This is a genomic window from Phytoamicus setariae (assembly GCF_016722925.1).
In the GTDB taxonomy this organism is placed as follows: Bacteria; Pseudomonadota; Alphaproteobacteria; order Rhizobiales; family Rhizobiaceae; genus Rhizobium_E; species Rhizobium_E setariae.
On the sequence record NZ_JAEQNC010000012.1, the window covers coordinates 154,149 to 171,116 of the forward strand.

The following is a 16,968-nucleotide window of genomic DNA, read 5'->3' on the forward strand; positions in this document are numbered from 1 at the left end:
GCCATTGATGACACGGCTTGAAGAAGCCGGCGACACGCTTGCGAAACTGTCCTTCTCCGTCAATCGGATCCGCAGATGTCCTGTCTGGGCCAGACAGGGTGAAGAAGATCTGTTCGATCTTTGTGGTGGACCGTTCAAGGGCATCGGTGTTGGGAGAAAGGCCAAGTCGTGAAGAACGTTCAGGACGCCCGCCATCGGCTGTGGAAGCCCACGCCACGCTTTCCATCGTTGGGAGCTTTGAACGACTGGCTGGAGCTTCGCTGCAAAGAGTTCTGGACGCAGACCCCACATGGCAAAATGCGCGGCTATTCAGGCACCATCGCCGATATTTGGGCTGAGGAAGCGCAGGCTCTGATGCCGACGTGAGCAAACTCTACGAGCGCACAAGCGTCATCACCACCACCAATCTCAGCTTCAGTGAGTGGGCCAGCGTCTTCGGCGATGCCAAGATGACCACGCCGCTCCTCGACCGGCTTCCCCACCACTGCCACATCCTTGAAACCGGAAACGACAGCTTCCGCTTTAAGAACAGCTCAGCTCATGAGCCGAAAAACACGAAGGAGAAAAACAGGAACTTGACCACCACACCAGACCCGAAAGATACATAAAAGGCGGGTCAAATCTCGGTGGAAATGCCGGGTCAGTTCCTAGCGGAAATCAACAGCTGGCATCGGGCAGTGAAAAGATATCCCGTCATTCGGTTCTGGGCGGTGATATTCCTGCTGAAATTTCAAGCTCTACGTTATCGGCCGACCGATTACGAATATCCGAGGACCCCGTGGGGCATCCCCGGACACTCCATTTCATTCGACGGATACTACTCCGCTCGCCCTATGAATTCGTCGGTAATAAAACCGGAATAATTATCGAGCACTGTCCCTATCTTGCCTTGCGATTTCAGGAAATCTGCTGTCAGCTTCAGTGTTCTTGCTCCGCCTCCTTCTGCTGCGCAGCCCAGCCAGGAGCACGAAAGTTGCTCACTGAGCGATGGATATTTGTATTGGGACATATCCTCAGCGACAGTCTCAGCATCAGCCCCGAAGAGATTGGAGATAAGTTTTACGTTATCCGATTCAGCACCCCAGTTGCGCGTGTTCTCTTTGTAATCTTGATTGGTGGCGTTGATGATGCCCACAAACTGACGCATGAAGTCGCCGTTCTGTTCGGCAAAGCTCGTGCTGGCGACCATCCCTTCAAATGTACAGCGTCCCATTTGGCAGATCTCGCCCGCGGTAGCCAAAGGCTTGCCATCCCGCTTTAGGCGCGCCATCGCGGCACCCCAGATGAATGCACCGTCGATATCCTTGCGTTCCCAGGCAGCAGCAGCTTTGTTCGGGTCGAGATTCAGGATGGTAGCTTCACCCTCGACACCCCACCTCTCCAGCGCATACATAAGCTGGTAGTGGCTTGTGCTGGCGAAGGGAACGGCGAGTTTCTTTCCGGCTAAATCTGCAGGCTTGTTGATGCCAGCGTCATTGCGGACATAGAGCGCTTCAGCGCTCGCGATGTCCTCCAGTATCCAGAACAGCTTGATATCCAGGCCCGCCGACGCAGCAACCGCCAACGGGCTCGAACCCAACACGCTGATATCAATCGACCCCGACGCCATAGCACTGATAATTTCGGCGCCGGTATTGAACTGTCGCCAATTGATTGTGTAGCCGGTCTGCGCTTCAAATGATTTGTCGGCAATACGAGCGACCCATGGGCTCGGCGTCAGCTGATAGGCAATGTTCACGACTTTTTGCTCAGCTTCTGCCGAATGCGCCAACGGCAACGAAAGCAAGATCGCCATGCCGGCCATCGTTGTGCTTCTGATTGATTTCATCTCTTCCTCCAGTGGTTTGTTTATGCAAGCTGTTTTCGCGGAACCCTGACTATGCCTCGGTCTTCGCGACCCCACTGGCAGCAACACACAGGATCTCGAACAACAGCGTTGCAGCTGCAAGCGCCGTGTTGCCACCTGGGTCGAAAGGTGGGGAAACCTCGACAACGTCCGCCCCGACGCAATTGATGCCATCAAGTCCTCGAACAAGGAGTTGCGCTTCGTGCGTCGTCATGCCTCCAATTTCGGGCGTTCCTGTTCCTGGCGCATAGGCCGGATCGAGCGCATCGATATCAAAGCTAATATAGGTCGGGGCCGAACCGACAACGGCGTGCGCCTCGCGCAGAACCTGCTCGAGGCCCAATGCCCTGTATTCGTCAAAGTCGATGACGCGGATGCCCTGTTCTCGCCCCCATCCATCATCGCCATCTGCGTACAGCGCCCCTCGTATTCCAATCTGCACCGTGCGCTTTGGGTCAAGAATTCCTTCCTCGATGGCACGGCGGAAAGGCGTTCCATGGGTGTACTTCTGACCGCCGAAGTAGGAGTCCCACGTATCTGTGTGTGCATCTATGTGAACCATGCCCAACGGACCAATGCGTCGGCTAACCGCGCGCATGACAGGAAGCGTTGACAGATGATCGCCCCCGACAAAAAGTGGAAGAATGCCTGAGGCGCACACTGTATCCGCGAACCGCTCGATGCGCGCCATAGAATCTGCAAGATCTGCCGGGTTTACCGGCGTGTCGCCGATGTCTGCGCACCGACACAATGCAAATGGATTAATGCCACTTGCGCGGTTCACATTGCGAACCATGGTGGATGCATCGCGCACCTGCCGCGGCCCCTGTCTCGCCCCCGGGCGGTTGGTTGTTCCTCCATCCCAAGGAACTCCAAACAAACCAATCTGCACGTCCTCCCAATCGGGAGCGCCAGGCAGGACCTGCGGCAGGCGCATCAATGTAGCCGCCCCCGCATATCTCGGCATCTCCGTCCCGGTTATGGGGGTAAATCGCGGATCAGACATTACAATTCCTCCAACATCAATTTATCGTCATTTGATTGCTCTCACACCAGTCAGAGCCAACGAATAGCTAATTGTAAAAGTTGACTTCTCACCAAACCGAAGTGATCATCGCGCAGGAATATTCTTGTCTAATCACCGCCCAATTGTGGAACCACCGCGTGGAGCGTTTTGCATGCGAGCCGTCTCAGATTTTGACCTCCGCCTCTTTACAGTCTTCAAAACGGTGGTCGAATACGGAGGACTAAGCGCCTCTCAATCAGCTCTCAATATGAGCCTTTCTAACATCAGCACGCATCTGGCAAATCTTGAGAAAAGAGTTGGGTTCAAGGTTTGCCACCGCGGACGATCCGGGTTCAAACTGACACCGGGCGGGACGGAATTATATTCATCCATCGCCGAGCTATTCCAATCCATAGACGAGTTCCGCAGCAAGACATCGCTGACGAAAAAGCGGATCGGCCGGGAATTGTCGCTCGGCATCGTCGATGGACTAATCTCCGAACATCAATTCAAGCTGCAAAGCGCCATTCAGAAACTGGGGTCGATCAACGATGACATATTCATACGGATCGACGTCCTTTCGCCCGACAAGCTAAAGAGCAGCCTAGCCAACGGCGATGTGGACTTCATTGTAGGCCCCATTTCTATCGCCTCAGAATCCGTCCTCATCAAGGAGGCTTTTCACGAGCGGATGAGCTTGTTTTGCTCCCAGCAGCATATTCTGGCCGACAGGGAGATGCAGAAGGAGAAGATATTTAATCAGGACTACAAGTTCGAGTTTGTCTCCCGCGGTTATCTACGGGAATCATTGCAGCCCGCCTTCATCCCAAATCTCGAGACGGCAGCCGTAGTGCACACGATGGAGGCAGCAGCGATGTTGATACTGAGCGGGAAATACATCGGATATCTTCCAGACCATTTCGCAAAGAAGTGGGAAGATACTAATGAGATGGTGCGTATTCTGCCAGACGTTACAAGCCATGTCGTGCCGTTTGGCCTTATGTATCGACGCGATCACAAATTGCCACTACCTGCAAAATTGCTTCTCGAGTACCTTCTGTCCTCCATCACATCCGCAGCAAAGTATAGCCATTAGGAAGTTTCGCCGGACGTAACTGACGCGTCTCAAGTGGCGTCATCCTGCGTTGGAAGGGCAGGTCCTGCACGCAACCCTAAAAATCGATATGCAAGTCTTGATAAGCACTGTTTTGTATCAGGCGCCTCTACGGGCGTTCGCGCCAGCCTGCATCACCGTGACGGCGATCATGTGGAAGACATCGTCGGCATTGCATCCGCGCGAAAGATCGTTGGCGGGTTTGGCAAGGCCCTGCAGGATCGGGCCGATGGCGGTGGCACCGCCGATGCGCTGGGCGATCTTGTAGCCAATATTGGCGGCGTCGAGGTTCGGGAAGACGAAGACATTGGCCTCGCCGTGCAGCGCCGACTGGGGCGCCTTGGCGGCGCTGACGGCCTCGACGAAGGCGGTATCGAACTGCAATTCCCCGTCGATGATAAGGCCGGGCGCGGCTTCGTGTGCGAGTCGCGTCGCCTCCACAACCTTTGAGACGCACGCGTGCGTCGCACTACCGACCGTAGAGAAGGAGAGCATCGCCACTTTTGCCGGCCTGGCGGCCAGCACCTCGAAGGAGCGCGCCGACGTGATGGCGATATCGGCAAGGCCCGCGGCATCGGGATCAACCACCAGGCCGCAATCGGCGAAGACGAAGGCGCCCTTCTTCACATGGTGCGAGGCGCACAACATCATGAGGAAGAAACTCGACACTAGGCCGACACCGGGCGCGCGGCCTATAGTCTGGAGTGCGGCGCGCACCGTATCGGCGGTTGTCGCGACCGCCCCACCCACCGTGCCGTCCGCCTCGTTCTCGCGCACCATCATGGCAGCAAAGACGAGCGGCGTGCGCACTGCCTCGGCCGCCGCCACCGCATCGACGCCCTTGCTGCTGCGAAGCGCATGGAAGGCGGCGGCAAGGCGCGGTGTGAGCGGAGACGATGCCGGATCCTCTATACGGATCTCCTCCGCCCCGGCTCCGACCGCCGCCAGCCGTTCCTCGACGGCTTTCCGGCTGCCGACGAGCGAGATCGTAGCAATGCCGGCGCGCACGGCGCGCACGGCCGCCTCGACGACGCGCTGGTCCTCCCCCTCGGCCAGCACGATATGGCGTGGCGCGGCTTTCGCGGCTTCGAGAATGCGATCGAGCGGTTTCATCAGGCGTGTCCCAGGTAGTCAATGCCGACGAGGATGAAAAGGGCGATGAAGGCGGTCTCGGCGACGATTAGGGCGACAGCATCGCCTCCGACGTCGAGCACCCGGCGCAGCGACGTGCGCATGCCGACCGCCACGATGCCGGCGAGCAGCGCCCAGCGCGAAGTTTCCATGCCGGCCTTCGCGACCAGTTCGGGAACGAAGCCGAAGGAGTTGAGGGCGGCGAAGATCAGGAAGGCCACGACGAAACCGGGCAACAACGGCGGACGTTTCCCCGTCTCGCCTTCCGGCTGCGGCACACTGCGCAGCGAGAGCGAATAGACCAACACTACGGGCGCCAGCATGGTGACGCGGATCAGTTTCACGAGCGTCGCCGTTTCGCCCGCTTCCGGCGAGACGGAGAAGCCGGCGCCGACGACCTGCGCCACGTCGTGGATCGTGCCGCCGAAGAAGATGCCGGTCGCCCGCGCATCGAGCCCCATGGTCTGGGCGATGATCGGATAGGCGATCATCGCCAGCGTGGAGAGCACCGTGACCGAGAGCACGGTAAAAATCAGGTTGCGCTCGGAAAACTCGTTCTTAGGCAACACCGCGGCAATCGCCATTGCCGCGGAAGCGCCACAGATGGCGACGGAACCGCTGGTGAGCAGCGCCAGCCGCCAGCCGCGGCCGAGCAGTTTTGCAGCGATCAGACCAAAGCCGATCGTGGCGATCAGCGCCGAAACGAGCAGCAGGATGGTGCTCGCGCCAAGCCCGATCAGCAGGTCGACGCTGATGCGCATGCCGAGCAGCGCGACGCCGATCCTCAGCACCTTCTTGGCACAGAAATCGATGCCGGCGACACAGCGCCCTTCTTCCGAGAGGAAATGAAAGGCGATGCCGAGCAGGAGGGCCATGAGCATGGCCGGTGCACCGTAGTGGTCGGACAGGAACTGTGCGGTGACGGCCACGGCCGCGGTCACGGCGAAACCCGGCCAATAGGCGGAAAATCCGGAGGGCATGCGCCGGAAGCGGTCTTGGACAGAGGTTACGAAGGTCATGATGTCGCTCCGGTCGCTTGCATGAAGGCTTGCCCGCCCGGATGCTCCGGGCGGGCCTGGATCATTCGGGCGGGATCAGGCCCGCGGTTGCGGGCGCATGTCGGCGCGGTCGATGCCGGCAACTGGCACCGGCTTCTTCATGGCGTCGCGGCGGAAGGGTTCGCCGAGTTCCTGGTTGAGGATAACCTCGACGAAGGTCGTCACGCCCTTCTTCTGGTCGGCGATGGCGTTTGACAGCGCCTCGGTGAGGGCCGCCGGCGTATCGACCGCAACACCCTTCAGCCCGCAGCCCTCGGCCACCTTGGCGTAGCTGAGATTGGGATTGAGCTCCGTGCCGACGAAATTGTTGGCGTACCAGAGCGTCGTATTGCGCTTTTCCGCACCCCACTGGTAGTTGCGGAAGATCACCATGGTGATCGCCGGCCAGCCCTCGCGGCCGATCGAGCCCATCTCGTTCATCGAGATGCCGAAGGCGCCGTCGCCGGCAAAGCCGACGACTGGCACATCCGGGCAACCGATCTTGGCGCCGACAATCGACGGGAAACCGTAGCCGCACGGGCCGAACATGCCGGGAGCGAGATACTTCCGGCCGGCCTCGAAGGTCGGATAGGCGTTGCCGATGGCGCAATTGTTGCCGATGTCGGTGGAGATGATCGCCTCCTTCGGCAGCGCGGCCTGGATCGCCCGCCAGGCCTGGCGCGGCGACATGCGGCTCGGCTCACGATTGCGTGCGCTTTCGTTCCATTCGGTGCCGACATCGTCGTCCTCGTGATCCATTGAGGAGAGTTGCTGCTGCCAGGCTGAGCGGGTCTGGTGGACCGCCGCCTTGCGCTCCTCGCGGCCGGCATCGCCGGCGGAGGGGGAGAGCTGCTCGAGGATCTGACCGGCCACCTGTTTCGCGTCGCCGCAGATGCCGACGCTCACCTTCTTGGTGAGGCCGATGCGGTCGGCGTTGATGTCGACCTGGATGATCGCGGCATTCTTCGGCCAATAGTCGATGCCGTAGCCCGGCAGGGTCGAGAAGGGATTGAGCCTTGTGCCGAGCGCCAGCACGACGTCGGCCCTGGAGATCAGCTCCATCGCCGCCTTCGAGCCGTTATAGCCGAGCGGGCCGACCGCAAGGCGATGGCTTCCCGGGAAGGCGTCATTGTGCTGGTAGCCGCAGCAGACCGGCGCATCGAGCCGTTCGGCAAGCTTCATGGACGCGCCGATTGCGCCGCCGATGACGACGCCGGCACCGTTGAGTATGACCGGGAACTTCGCCTCGGAAAGCAGCTTGGCGGCCTCTGCGATCGCATGCGGGCCGCCGGCCGGGCGCTCGAAGCGTACGATGGAGGGCAAGTCGACGTCGATCACCTGGGTCCAGTAGTCGCGCGGGATATTGATCTGCGCGGGGGCAGAGCCGCGCCGGGCCTTTTCGATGACCCGGCTCAGCACTTCGGGAATGCGCGAGGGATCGCGCACCTCTTCCTGATAGCAGACCATCTCCTCGAACATCGCCATCTGGTCGACTTCCTGGAAGCCGCCCTGGCCAATGGTCTTGTTCGCCGCCTGGGGCGTGACCATCAGGAGCGGCGTATGGTTCCAGTAGGCGGTCTTGATAGCGGTAATGAAGCCGGTGACGCCGGGGCCGTTCTGGCCGATGGCGATGGACATGGTGCCCGTCGCGCGGCTGAAGCCGTCGGCCATGATACCGGCATTGGTCTCATGGGCGCAGTCCCAGAACTTGATGCCGGCCTTCGGGAACAGGTCCGACACCGGCATCATGGCAGAGCCGATGATACCGAAGGCATGTTCGAGGCCATGCATCTGGAGAACTTTGACGAAGGCTTCCTCGGTGGTCATTTTCATGGCGATTTCCTTTCCTGGGGAATTGATTTCATCGATTTCAATGGGTTAGAGGATTTCGTCGCGCAGGGCGTACCAGCGGTACATTCCCCACTGGCCGAGGCGGCGGAACGGCGTCAGGAGCCCGTGGCTCGGCAGAGGCGAGGTGAAGATCGGAAGGTCGAGGCTGACGCTCTTACCGGCGGCCATCTCAGCCATGCGGCGTCCGGCCTGCGCCGAATACATGACGCCGTTGCCGCCATAGCCCATGGCGTAGAACAGCTTCTGGGACGGATCCGGCTGGAAGATCCGGGGCATCATGTCTTGACTGACATCCACCCAGCCCCACCACGAGTAATCGATCTCGATGCCGCGCAGGATCGGGAACTTGCGGTAGAGCCCCTCCAACAGCAGCGCCAGATGCTTCGGATTGCTGGCGTCGCGGCCCGTGATGGCGCTGCGGCTGCCGATCTGCACCCGGCCGTCCGGCAACATGCGATAATAGTGGCGGAGCGTTCGCGTATCGGTCAGCGGAATGCGCGCCCTGAAGTTCAACGCCTGCTGCTCGCCCTCCGTCAGCGGCCGCGTGACGACCGAGTTCGACAGGATCGGCATCAGCCGATGCTTGGTCAGCGCGTTCATACCGGGCGAGGTATAGCCGGCCGTGGCGATGCAGACAGCGCGGGCGCGCACCGTGCCGCCGGGTGTCCTCAGATAATGCATTCCACCCTTCGTCGTGCAGTCTAGCACCGGGCTGGCAGTGTGCACTTTCGCGCCGAGCCGGCGTGCGAGGCGGAGATAGCCGAAGGCGAGCTTGGCGGCGTGGATGCCCATGCCGTCAGGTTCGTACATGGCGCCGCGGGCCTCCGCATCACGCACGAAGTCGCTGTGGACCTCGCTCCGCGAAACCAGGCGGGCGCGGTAACCGAAGATCTCGTTGAGTACCCGGACTTCGCTTTCCAGAGCCGGTAGCATCTTGTCACGATGTGCGATGTAGAGATGGCCACCATCCTGCGGCTCGCAATCGACCTCCGGCTCACGGACAAGCGAGCGAAAGAGGTCGAAGCCTTCGGTAATCTCTGCGTGCATCTTGCGCGCGACATCGACGCCCCAGCGGGCGATCCATTGCGAGCGCTTTAGGCGGCCGGCGGAAATCTGCGCCTGCCCGCCACTACGGGTACTGCAGCCCCAGGCGACGCCGTTGGCCTCTAGAACCGTTGCTCTGATGCCATGCTCGCGCGCCAAGTGGATGGCGCAGGAGAGGCCCGTATAACCCGAGCCGATGATGGCGACATCGACATCCATGTCGCCCGTGACGGGGCCGTCGTCCTCCGGTTCGGGGCCGGCCGTGCCGATCCAGTAGGTCGGGGCATAATCCTTGCCCGTGCCGGGGATTCGGTCATGGTTGGGGTCGTAGGCCGGATCGAAGGGTTGTCTTACGGCCTTCGGGGGTGTTGCGTGTAGTTGCATAGCTTTGCTCCGGCCATCAGTAGCGGGGTTGCAGGACTGGGCGGTTCTTGCGGAACGCCTGCTTGCGGACGATCTTGCCGTCGCGGAAGGCGAAGATGTCGCAGCCCTCCGCCTCGATGCGGCTGCCATCAGCGGCCGTGCCGGAGAAGGTCCATTCGGAGACGCCGTGATCACCATCGGCGAAATGGCTGTGATTGCCCCATTCGGCATCAGGCATCGCCTTCCACACGCCGCTGAAGGCATCGGCGATCGCCTGGCGTCCCGTAAAACGAACGCCGTAGACCTCAGGGCCGCCGACCGCATTGAAGACGCAGTCCTCGGCGAAGAAATGCATGATCCCGTCTATGTCGTGCCGGTTGAAAGCATCGAACAGGGATTTGAGATCGGTTGCAGTCAAATTCATCAGTTATATCCTCTGGCTTGTCGGAAGGCATGGCTCCGCCAGGGGACGGCGACTGCCATCCTCATGGGCCGCCACGGCCGGATCGATTGAGGTATTGCGAAGGGGCTAAAGCCGCCCCTTCCAGGGGATCAGCACCTTTTCGAGGTAGCGGATCAGAAGGTCGAAAGCGAAGGCGAAGACGCCGATGATAAGAATACCCATGATCACGGTATCGCTCTGCAGATACTCGGCAGCGTTCAAGACCATGAAACCAAGACCACTGGTAGCGGCGACCATCTCCGCGGCAACCAAGGTTGCCCACCCGACACCGATACCGATGCGCATGCCGGTGAAGATTTCCGGCAGGGCCGCCTTCATGATCACCTGGCCGATGACCTGGGCGCGGGTCGCGCCCATCGCATAGGCCGCGTGGATCTGCTCCGTCGAGACCGAACGCACTCCTGCCCTTGCGGCGATCGCCATCGGCGCGAAGATCGCCAGATAGATCAGGAACACCTTCGGGAACTCACCGATGCCGAGCCAGATGATGACGAGCGGCAGGTAGGCAAGCGGCGGCAGCGGGCGGTAAAACTCGATGATGGGATCGAAGAGGCCGCGCACAAAGCGATTGACACCCATCAGGATGCCGATCGGCACCGCCGTGACCAGCGCCAGCAGGAAGGCGCCGAAGACGCGGCCGATACTGGCCACAGTGTGCTGCATCAGCGTCGAGTTCGAGACACCTTCCGTCATCGCCAACCAGAACTTGTCCCAGACCGAGAGCGGCGACGGCAGGAAGAGCGGCTTGACCCAGCCTAACTCCGTCACGAGGAACCACAGTGCGACGAGCACGGCCGCCGTCGCGAAGCTGATTAGGCCGCTGCTGCCGTCACCCGGAGCACCGAAGATCTTGCCGGCCTTGGTGGGCTTGGCGCGTGTCACTCTGTCAAGCATGGGCCACCTCCGGGTCGCCGGACGCACGTTCGTCGCCGTAGATGATGCCGAGCACTTCCTCGCGCATGCGGATGAATTCCGGGCTCGATTTGATCGCGCGGGCATTGCCTTCCGCGAGGAAGCGGCGGTTGAAGTCGAGTTCGTAGGTATGTGTGATGCGGCCGGGGCGCGGCGACATGACGATTAGCCGCGATCCTAGGAACAGCGCCTCCTCGACGCTGTGGGTGATGAAGAAGAACATCTTGTTGGTAAGCTGCCAGACTTCCAGCAAGAGTTCCTGGATGGTCTCGCGCGTCAGCGCGTCGAGCGCCGCCATCGGCTCGTCCATCAGAAGCATGGCGGGGTCGCAGGTGAGCGCCCTTGCAATGCCGACGCGCTGCTGCATGCCGCCCGACAGGTGATAAATCATGTGGCGGTGAAAATCCTGCAACCCGACGAGAGCGAGGTTCTTCGTCGCGATCTCCCGCCGCGCCGCCTTGTCAACGCCGCGAAGCTTCAGGCCGAATTCGGTGTTCTCGATCACGTTGAGCCAGGGCAGAAGCGCATGCTTCTGGAAGACCACGCCACGCTCGGCGCCCGGTCCGTTGACCCGGTGGTTGCCAAGCGAGATATCGCCTTCCGAGGGGGCCATGAAGCCCGCCATCAGGTTGAGCAGCGTGGTCTTCCCGCAGCCCGAAGCGCCGAGCGCGACGACGAAATCGCCGCTCTTGATGGTAAGGTTGACGCCTTTCAGGGCGATCACCGCCTGATCTGAGTACAGGCCCGGATAGGTCAGACTGATATTCCTGACGCTAAGTGTTTCCATGAGAAATGCCTCCCTGCACCTTAGTCACGGTTATTGCGCGATGATATCGGCACTATCTGCGCAAGTAGGCCTGTACATTTGCCCATTGTGGCCACCAGACCGTGGACGGTCCTCAAAAGCATGCTCTCCTCCATTGATTGTTCCCACCCGGTTTTCCGATTTTGCGTGCATAGGGCTATAGCTGTTGCATCGCTTGCGTTATATCCAGTTTGCAAGTTTAATAGATCCAGACATGCCGTTGGGGGGAACGCATTATGCGGATTCACGTATCCGAGACGATCTTCTTTATCGACAGGGAAAGCGGGCTCGGCCTTCAGGCGCAACTGCGTGAAACAATTGTTTCGGCCGTAGTCGCTGGACGCATCCAACCTAGTGCACAATTGCCATCGACACGGCGTCTGGCAGGCTACCTTCAAATATCGCGCATAACTGTCACGCTCGCCTATCAGGAGCTCGTTTCGCAGGGCTACGTTGAGGCAGTGGGCCGCAGCGCCTACCGCATTGCCGGTAATCCGCCGAGCCGGAGCTTGGAGAACCATGCACTACCGGAGGGAGTTCAGCCGGTAAATTGGGACAGCAAGGTCACCATGGATTTTGGGGTGGTGCGTCAGGTGGAAAAACCTCTCGACTGGCGGCGCTATCCCTATCCATTCCTTTACGGCCAGATGGATCCGTCGCTCTTCGATCTAAACGCTTGGCGCGATTGCGCGCGACGGGCGCTCGCTCGCGAGGACTTCATCCTTATGGCGAGTGATTTCGCCGCCTCCGACGACGTGCGCCTCGTCAACTACATTTGCTCGCGTACGCTGCCCCGCCGCGGTATTCATGCCAAGCCCGAAGAAATCCTCGTTACTGTAGGGGCACAGAATGCGCTATGGATTGTCACGCGGCTGATCCTCGAAAAAGGCTTCAGCGCGGCCTGCGAAAACCCGTGCCACCCTGACATCAGCGCCACGCTGCTACTCAGTGGCGCCAAGGTCACCACAATTGATGTCGATGCGGAGGGGCTTCCACCAGAAAGTCTGCCTGATGATATCGACGCCGTATTCGTCACGCCCAGCCATCACTCCCCGACCGGGGCAACCATGCCGATCGACCGCCGGATACGATTGCTAAAGGCAGCGACTGAAAAAGACTTCGTGATTGTGGAGGACGATTACGAGTTCGAGATCAGCTTCCTGGCCCCGCCCTCCCCAGCTCTAAAGGCGTTCGATACGACGGGCCGCGTGCTTTATATCGGTAGCTTCTCCAAATCGCTCTTTCCCGGCCTGCGGCTCGGCTATCTGGTAGCACCTGCGCCATTCATCCGTAAGGCACGGTCATTGCGCTCACTTATGTTACGACACCCGCCGGGTCACCTACAACGCACCGCCGCATACTTTCTTGCGCTCGGCCACTATGACGCTGTGCTGCATCGAATGCGAAACGAGTATCACAAACGGCATGAACTCATGGCCGATGTGCTTCAGCGAGAAGAGCTTAACGTGGCTGGCGCTTCATCCTTCGGCGGCACTTCGTTCTGGATGGAAGGCCCCGATTGGCTGGATGCCGATTTGCTCGTGAACGAGTTAAGGCAAGATGGCGTTCTTGTGGAATCTGGTTCGCCTTTCTTCCCGACGCTTGACGGGCCGTGCCGGTATTTTCGTATGGGATACTCCTCTATCCCGCTTGCAAACATTTCTGAGGGGGTCGGTCGTGTCAGACGTTGTATCGAACGCCTCAGGCCAATTGACAGGAATATGCTTTGATAGCCATCGTCGCCGGAGGCTTCTCGTTCTCTAAACAGCCGCCTTGAAAGGAGTCGAACCGTCGAGCTTGCTGGAGCGCAGATAGGCTTCAATGGAGCTTCAGGCCGGTGATGGCACATCGCTTATCATAGGTCTGGAGCACGAGCCGGCGAAACATCCGGTCGCGGACAATCCGCAAAGAAAGTAGCGTGGTACGGCCACGCTCTTGGTCAAATACAAATGGCGCCTGAGGACCATCATTGAAACCATATCCAAGTGTAGATGGCTCATCAATCCGAGGCAGTTCCGGTTCGTGCTCTTTGAAGCCAATCGCGACGATATGATTGAAGTCCGATACGGAGATTGGTCGTACCGCGGCCTGCGCTCTGCCAGAAATTCGACCGGCCTCGTTTAAGACCCCGCTCTCGATGACACCCTCTGGACCACTGAACGGAACTTTGTTGATGAAGTCGAGGTAGCTGCCTGGTTCAATCAGCGCTAGATACATGGTCGGCGCCTTCGGATCTTGTGTGACCTGCGCGACTTTAGCGATGGCGAAATACCCCCGCGCGGCGGACGCCTTTCGGGGCTCATAGTAGATGATCCAATCGCCGACACACGCTTGCACGCGGCCGAGATATTGCTTCGGGAATTGATACTGCTCCGCAGGGCTATCGTCGTAAATCGAATCTGAGCGATGGATGAAAACCCCGAACCCCATTCTATGCCCCTCACAAAATTGACCCGGAGTTCTCGCCTCGGGCCTTCCCTAGGAAATCGCAGACATTCAGGCTTCGTTTACCCTGTGGCCTTAGCAGGCCACGCCCCGGTGTTTGTTCCGGTGGAGATTGCGAACCAGGAATGCCATGAGAAACCAGTCTGCTTCATCTATTCAATTTCAGCGTAAGATTTCAACCTTCTGCGATGTCCGCATTGCGCCGCTCGTCTCACCCCGAGAGTTGAACAATGTCAGGCCGTATCTCATCAGTTTGATCATCTATCGCAAGTATCCGCCAACGCGCTCCGGCCGCACAGACTGGCTTTCGATCCAAGCAGCCTGCGGGTTGGAAACTGGAATGAGCGGCGCTCTGAGGAAGAACCTCCAGTCCGGCCTCGAGGCAATCACCCGCTGGATCGACAACGAACGGTCCAGCCAAGATGTCCGTCGCGAGCCGGCAACGGCAACGAGGAAATCCGCGCGCACTCATAGCCAAGGAGACGCGACCTCCAACGAGGCGTCGTATCAAACCAAGGCAAAGACTGGGGTACCGCCAAAACCAATAGAGGAGTTCCCCGAGCCACTCTTCGCTGCTTCGGAAGATCCGAACGAATTTACGGCGGCTCTTAGCTACCATATGCGCAGACACGGTGACACCTATTGGCATCTTCATCGGGCGATCGCCGACCGACATCAGGGTTTCGAGCGCTCCACGCTGGTAAGTTGGAGGAAAGGTACAAAGTCCCCACGCACCGTGGATAGCCTGGAAGTCTTGGCATCTTTCGAACGGCGTTATCGCCTACCCGCTGGGTATTTTAAGGCAAAGCTGCCGCACAAGTCACGTGCGGCTTCGGGTTACGAGCTCGGAAGCGACATATCCGCAGCCGAGCGAAGACGGCTGGTCTGGCATCTTCCCGATGACTTCAACACACTGCCCCTCGGAAAGCGTGAGGAAATCCTCGAATGGGTGCGCCGCGTAATCATCTCCGGATCAACGGATTACCGCCGCTTTCAAGCCTCCGCATCAAAACAGCGGTATGCGATACGCTTCCCGGCCGTCTCGTACGGTGGCACACATTCTCCTCGTCTAGTATCCGACGAGGTCGCCCACGGAAGCGAGGGGGATCATACTGCTATAGAGGATCCAGATCTCTTGGCTGGAGTGATCGACGCGCCGCCGCGGTTGTCGATGGAGATGGCAAACCTGGTACATTTCAAGACTGCCACCCTGACCGCCGTTGGATTTCAGCGAAGCGGGGTCTGGGGTGAAGAGACGACGTCCCAAAAGATCGAACACCTTGGATTGATGTTCGGATCACTGGCAGCATCACCGAAGAGCGCTGTCAAAGGCTACGGCGTGCCGTTGGCGCAGTTGGCATTTGGACTGCTGGTTTTCCCAGGTGTCTGGGATTGGTACCTGCAGTGGCGCGAACGGCGGCGTGGGTTCTACACGAAGTGGGAAGAGGACATGCTTCAGATCCTGCTCGGCATGGTTCGACCGGAAACCGGCTGGATGTGGCAGCACCGCGAACTTGCCCTCAATCTCAAGCCAATCGTGGGTCTGATCACCGAGGCCGAAATCCGGACGGCTCAGAATGATTGGCATGGGGCGTGCGAAGCCTGCTTCAAACATGCAACGCAACGGCAGAAAGAGATTCAGCGCGTGGCGCGTGTCCATCGCGACCCTTTCGAACCAATCATGTGCGTGCTCGAGGCAGAAAGCCCACTTGGCGAATATCGAAAAATCACCGAAGAAATCGTCAAGCGGATGCCGGATGAAAACAGCTATCCTCGGGCCGCGGCCGAAGCCGTCCGATCATTTCTTCTCCTCCGGCTCGGGCTTCACCTGGGGCTTCGTCAGAAGAACCTGCGGCAATTGCTGGTCTGCCCGCGTGGGCAGTTTCCAACGTCTGAGCGTCGTTTGGAGGACATGAAGCGCGGCGAACTCCGATGGAGCGAGCGTGATCACGGCTGGGAGGTTCTGATCCCCGCCGTCGCGTTCAAGAACGCAAACTCCTCGTTCTTTGGCTCAAAACCCTTCAGGCTCATTTTGCCTGATCTTCAGGATCTCTATCACTATATCAACGCCTATGTTGATCGGCATCGTCGAGTCTTGCTTGGTGGGTCTGAAGACCCGGGCACCCTTTTCATCAAGACGGTGAAGACGACCAGCAAGGACGCCGCTTTCAATCAGACCACCTTTTATGAGGCCTGGAAACTGGTGATCCAGCGCTACGGAATTTTCAACCCATACACCGGTCGTGGCGTCATCAAGGGACTCTTGCCGCACGGACCACACAACGTTCGAGACGTGCTCGCAACCCATATCTTGAAGCAAACCGGCTCGTATGAGCAGGCAAGCTACGCCATCCAGGACACGCCAGACATGGTCGCACAACACTATGGTCGCTTTCTGCCTCAGGATAAGGCCGCGCTGGCAGCGACGATCCTGAACCGGGTGTGGGAGGCCGCATAAGCGGCCTGTTTACGAGCTCACAATAATCCTTAGCAGATGCGCGGCCCGGTTGCTGATGATCCCGCGCACTGCTTTCAAGATAGGATGCTTGATGCCCGCGTCCGAAAGTTCGCGTAGCAGCGCGTCTGCTTCGTTCTCGATGTTGGCAGCCAAATTGGAAACGTCGCTGACCAGAAGACGCTGCGCCGCCTTCGTATCGGGGACGAGGGTTAGCCAGTGTTTCAATTGGATCGTGTCGGGAACCGCGCGGCCGCCGATTCTCATTGCAAGCTTTTTGGCGAGTCTGGGATAAGCGGCTGTGCAGACTACGTCATAAATGGGCGCAAGATCTGGAGTGTTGCCGCTATAGAGGAGGGCATAGTTCTTGCCGTGGGCATCGGCGTTGCCAACGAGATAATGAAAAATCAGCATCCTGATGAAACGCAAACGATCGGCAGCCGGGCGACCACAGGCTCGATTGATGAGATCGAGCGACCGCTCCGTGCCTGGACCG

General features: G+C 59.3%; 14 protein-coding genes and 3 pseudogenes. 6 read left to right on the forward strand and 11 right to left on the reverse strand.

Annotated features, from left to right (window positions below):
- Nucleotides 1-7: 7 nt before the first annotated feature.
- The 3 genes and pseudogenes from JJB09_RS20230 to JJB09_RS20240 form a co-directional block, all read left to right on the forward strand.
- Nucleotides 8-172: a hypothetical protein gene (locus JJB09_RS20230; RefSeq protein WP_201662621.1), complete on the forward strand. Its 165-nt coding sequence runs from the start codon at nucleotides 8-10 to the stop codon at nucleotides 170-172.
- Nucleotides 151-360, forward strand: a pseudogene (locus tag JJB09_RS20235) (IS21 family transposase); the annotation flags it as partial. The gene JJB09_RS20230 and the pseudogene JJB09_RS20235, both read left to right, overlap by 22 nt.
- A 2-nt stretch (nucleotides 361-362) precedes the next feature.
- Nucleotides 363-608, forward strand: a pseudogene (locus JJB09_RS20240) (ATP-binding protein); the annotation flags it as partial.
- A 209-nt stretch (nucleotides 609-817) separates the two neighbouring features.
- On the opposite strand, the gene tauA reads toward JJB09_RS20240, so the two are convergent.
- The gene (gene tauA, locus JJB09_RS20245; protein WP_201662544.1) at nucleotides 818-1,828 is read right to left on the reverse strand and encodes a taurine ABC transporter substrate-binding protein; all 1,011 of its coding nucleotides are present in this window, start codon (nucleotides 1,826-1,828) and stop codon (nucleotides 818-820) included.
- A 49-nt stretch (nucleotides 1,829-1,877) separates the two neighbouring features.
- Nucleotides 1,878-2,852 carry an agmatinase gene (speB, locus tag JJB09_RS20250; RefSeq protein WP_201662547.1) on the reverse strand — a complete coding sequence of 325 codons (975 nt, stop codon included), beginning with the start codon at nucleotides 2,850-2,852 and terminating at the stop codon, nucleotides 1,878-1,880.
- Between the two features lie 172 nt (nucleotides 2,853-3,024).
- Here speB and JJB09_RS20255 point away from each other — a divergent pair, with 172 nt between their 5' ends.
- Nucleotides 3,025-3,948, forward strand: a complete 924-nt coding sequence (locus tag JJB09_RS20255) for a LysR family transcriptional regulator (protein WP_201662550.1) — start codon at nucleotides 3,025-3,027, stop codon at nucleotides 3,946-3,948.
- Nucleotides 3,949-4,065: 117 nt separating this feature from the next.
- Here JJB09_RS20255 and pta read toward each other — a convergent pair whose 3' ends face one another.
- From pta to JJB09_RS20290, 7 genes are all read right to left on the reverse strand, one after another.
- Nucleotides 4,066-5,079, reverse strand: coding sequence for a phosphate acetyltransferase (pta, locus tag JJB09_RS20260; RefSeq protein ID WP_201662553.1), 1,014 nt, complete (start codon nucleotides 5,077-5,079; stop codon nucleotides 4,066-4,068).
- Nucleotides 5,079-6,116: a YeiH family protein gene (locus tag JJB09_RS20265; RefSeq protein WP_201662556.1), complete on the reverse strand. Its 1,038-nt coding sequence runs from the start codon at nucleotides 6,114-6,116 to the stop codon at nucleotides 5,079-5,081. The genes pta and JJB09_RS20265 overlap by 1 nt, the downstream gene beginning before the upstream one ends.
- A 75-nt stretch (nucleotides 6,117-6,191) precedes the next feature.
- Complete coding sequence (gene xsc, locus JJB09_RS20270) at nucleotides 6,192-7,967, reverse strand: sulfoacetaldehyde acetyltransferase (protein WP_201662559.1); 1,776 nt, start codon at nucleotides 7,965-7,967, stop codon at nucleotides 6,192-6,194.
- Nucleotides 7,968-8,012: 45 nt separating this feature from the next.
- Entirely contained in the window at nucleotides 8,013-9,413 is a 1,401-nt protein-coding gene (locus tag JJB09_RS20275; RefSeq protein WP_201662562.1) for an NAD(P)/FAD-dependent oxidoreductase, read from the reverse strand.
- 16 nt (nucleotides 9,414-9,429) lie between these two features.
- The gene (locus JJB09_RS20280; RefSeq protein ID WP_201662615.1) at nucleotides 9,430-9,810 is read right to left on the reverse strand and encodes a nuclear transport factor 2 family protein; all 381 of its coding nucleotides are present in this window, start codon (nucleotides 9,808-9,810) and stop codon (nucleotides 9,430-9,432) included.
- Nucleotides 9,811-9,921: 111 nt separating this feature from the next.
- Entirely contained in the window at nucleotides 9,922-10,749 is an 828-nt protein-coding gene (locus tag JJB09_RS20285) for an ABC transporter permease subunit (RefSeq protein WP_201662565.1), read from the reverse strand.
- On the reverse strand, nucleotides 10,742-11,554 hold the full coding sequence (locus JJB09_RS20290) for a taurine ABC transporter ATP-binding protein (RefSeq protein WP_201662584.1): 813 nt from the start codon (nucleotides 11,552-11,554) through the stop codon (nucleotides 10,742-10,744). Before JJB09_RS20290 ends, JJB09_RS20285 begins: the two co-directional genes overlap by 8 nt.
- Nucleotides 11,555-11,808: 254 nt before the next feature.
- On the opposite strand from JJB09_RS20290, the gene pdxR reads away from it, so the two are divergent.
- Nucleotides 11,809-13,302 carry a MocR-like pyridoxine biosynthesis transcription factor PdxR gene (gene pdxR, locus JJB09_RS20295; RefSeq protein ID WP_201662587.1) on the forward strand — a complete coding sequence of 498 codons (1,494 nt, stop codon included), beginning with the start codon at nucleotides 11,809-11,811 and terminating at the stop codon, nucleotides 13,300-13,302.
- A gap of 94 nt (nucleotides 13,303-13,396) precedes the next feature.
- Here pdxR and JJB09_RS20300 read toward each other — a convergent pair.
- Nucleotides 13,397-14,002, reverse strand: a pseudogene (locus JJB09_RS20300) (HNH endonuclease); the annotation flags it as partial.
- 145 nt (nucleotides 14,003-14,147) lie between these two features.
- On the opposite strand from JJB09_RS20300, the gene JJB09_RS20305 reads away from it, so the two are divergent.
- Complete coding sequence (locus tag JJB09_RS20305) at nucleotides 14,148-16,475, forward strand: hypothetical protein (protein ID WP_201662590.1); 2,328 nt, start codon at nucleotides 14,148-14,150, stop codon at nucleotides 16,473-16,475.
- A 9-nt stretch (nucleotides 16,476-16,484) separates the two neighbouring features.
- On the opposite strand, the gene JJB09_RS20310 is transcribed toward JJB09_RS20305, so the two are convergent.
- A partial coding sequence (locus JJB09_RS20310; RefSeq protein ID WP_201662591.1) for a HipA domain-containing protein occupies nucleotides 16,485-16,968 on the reverse strand: 484 nt, incomplete at its 5' end.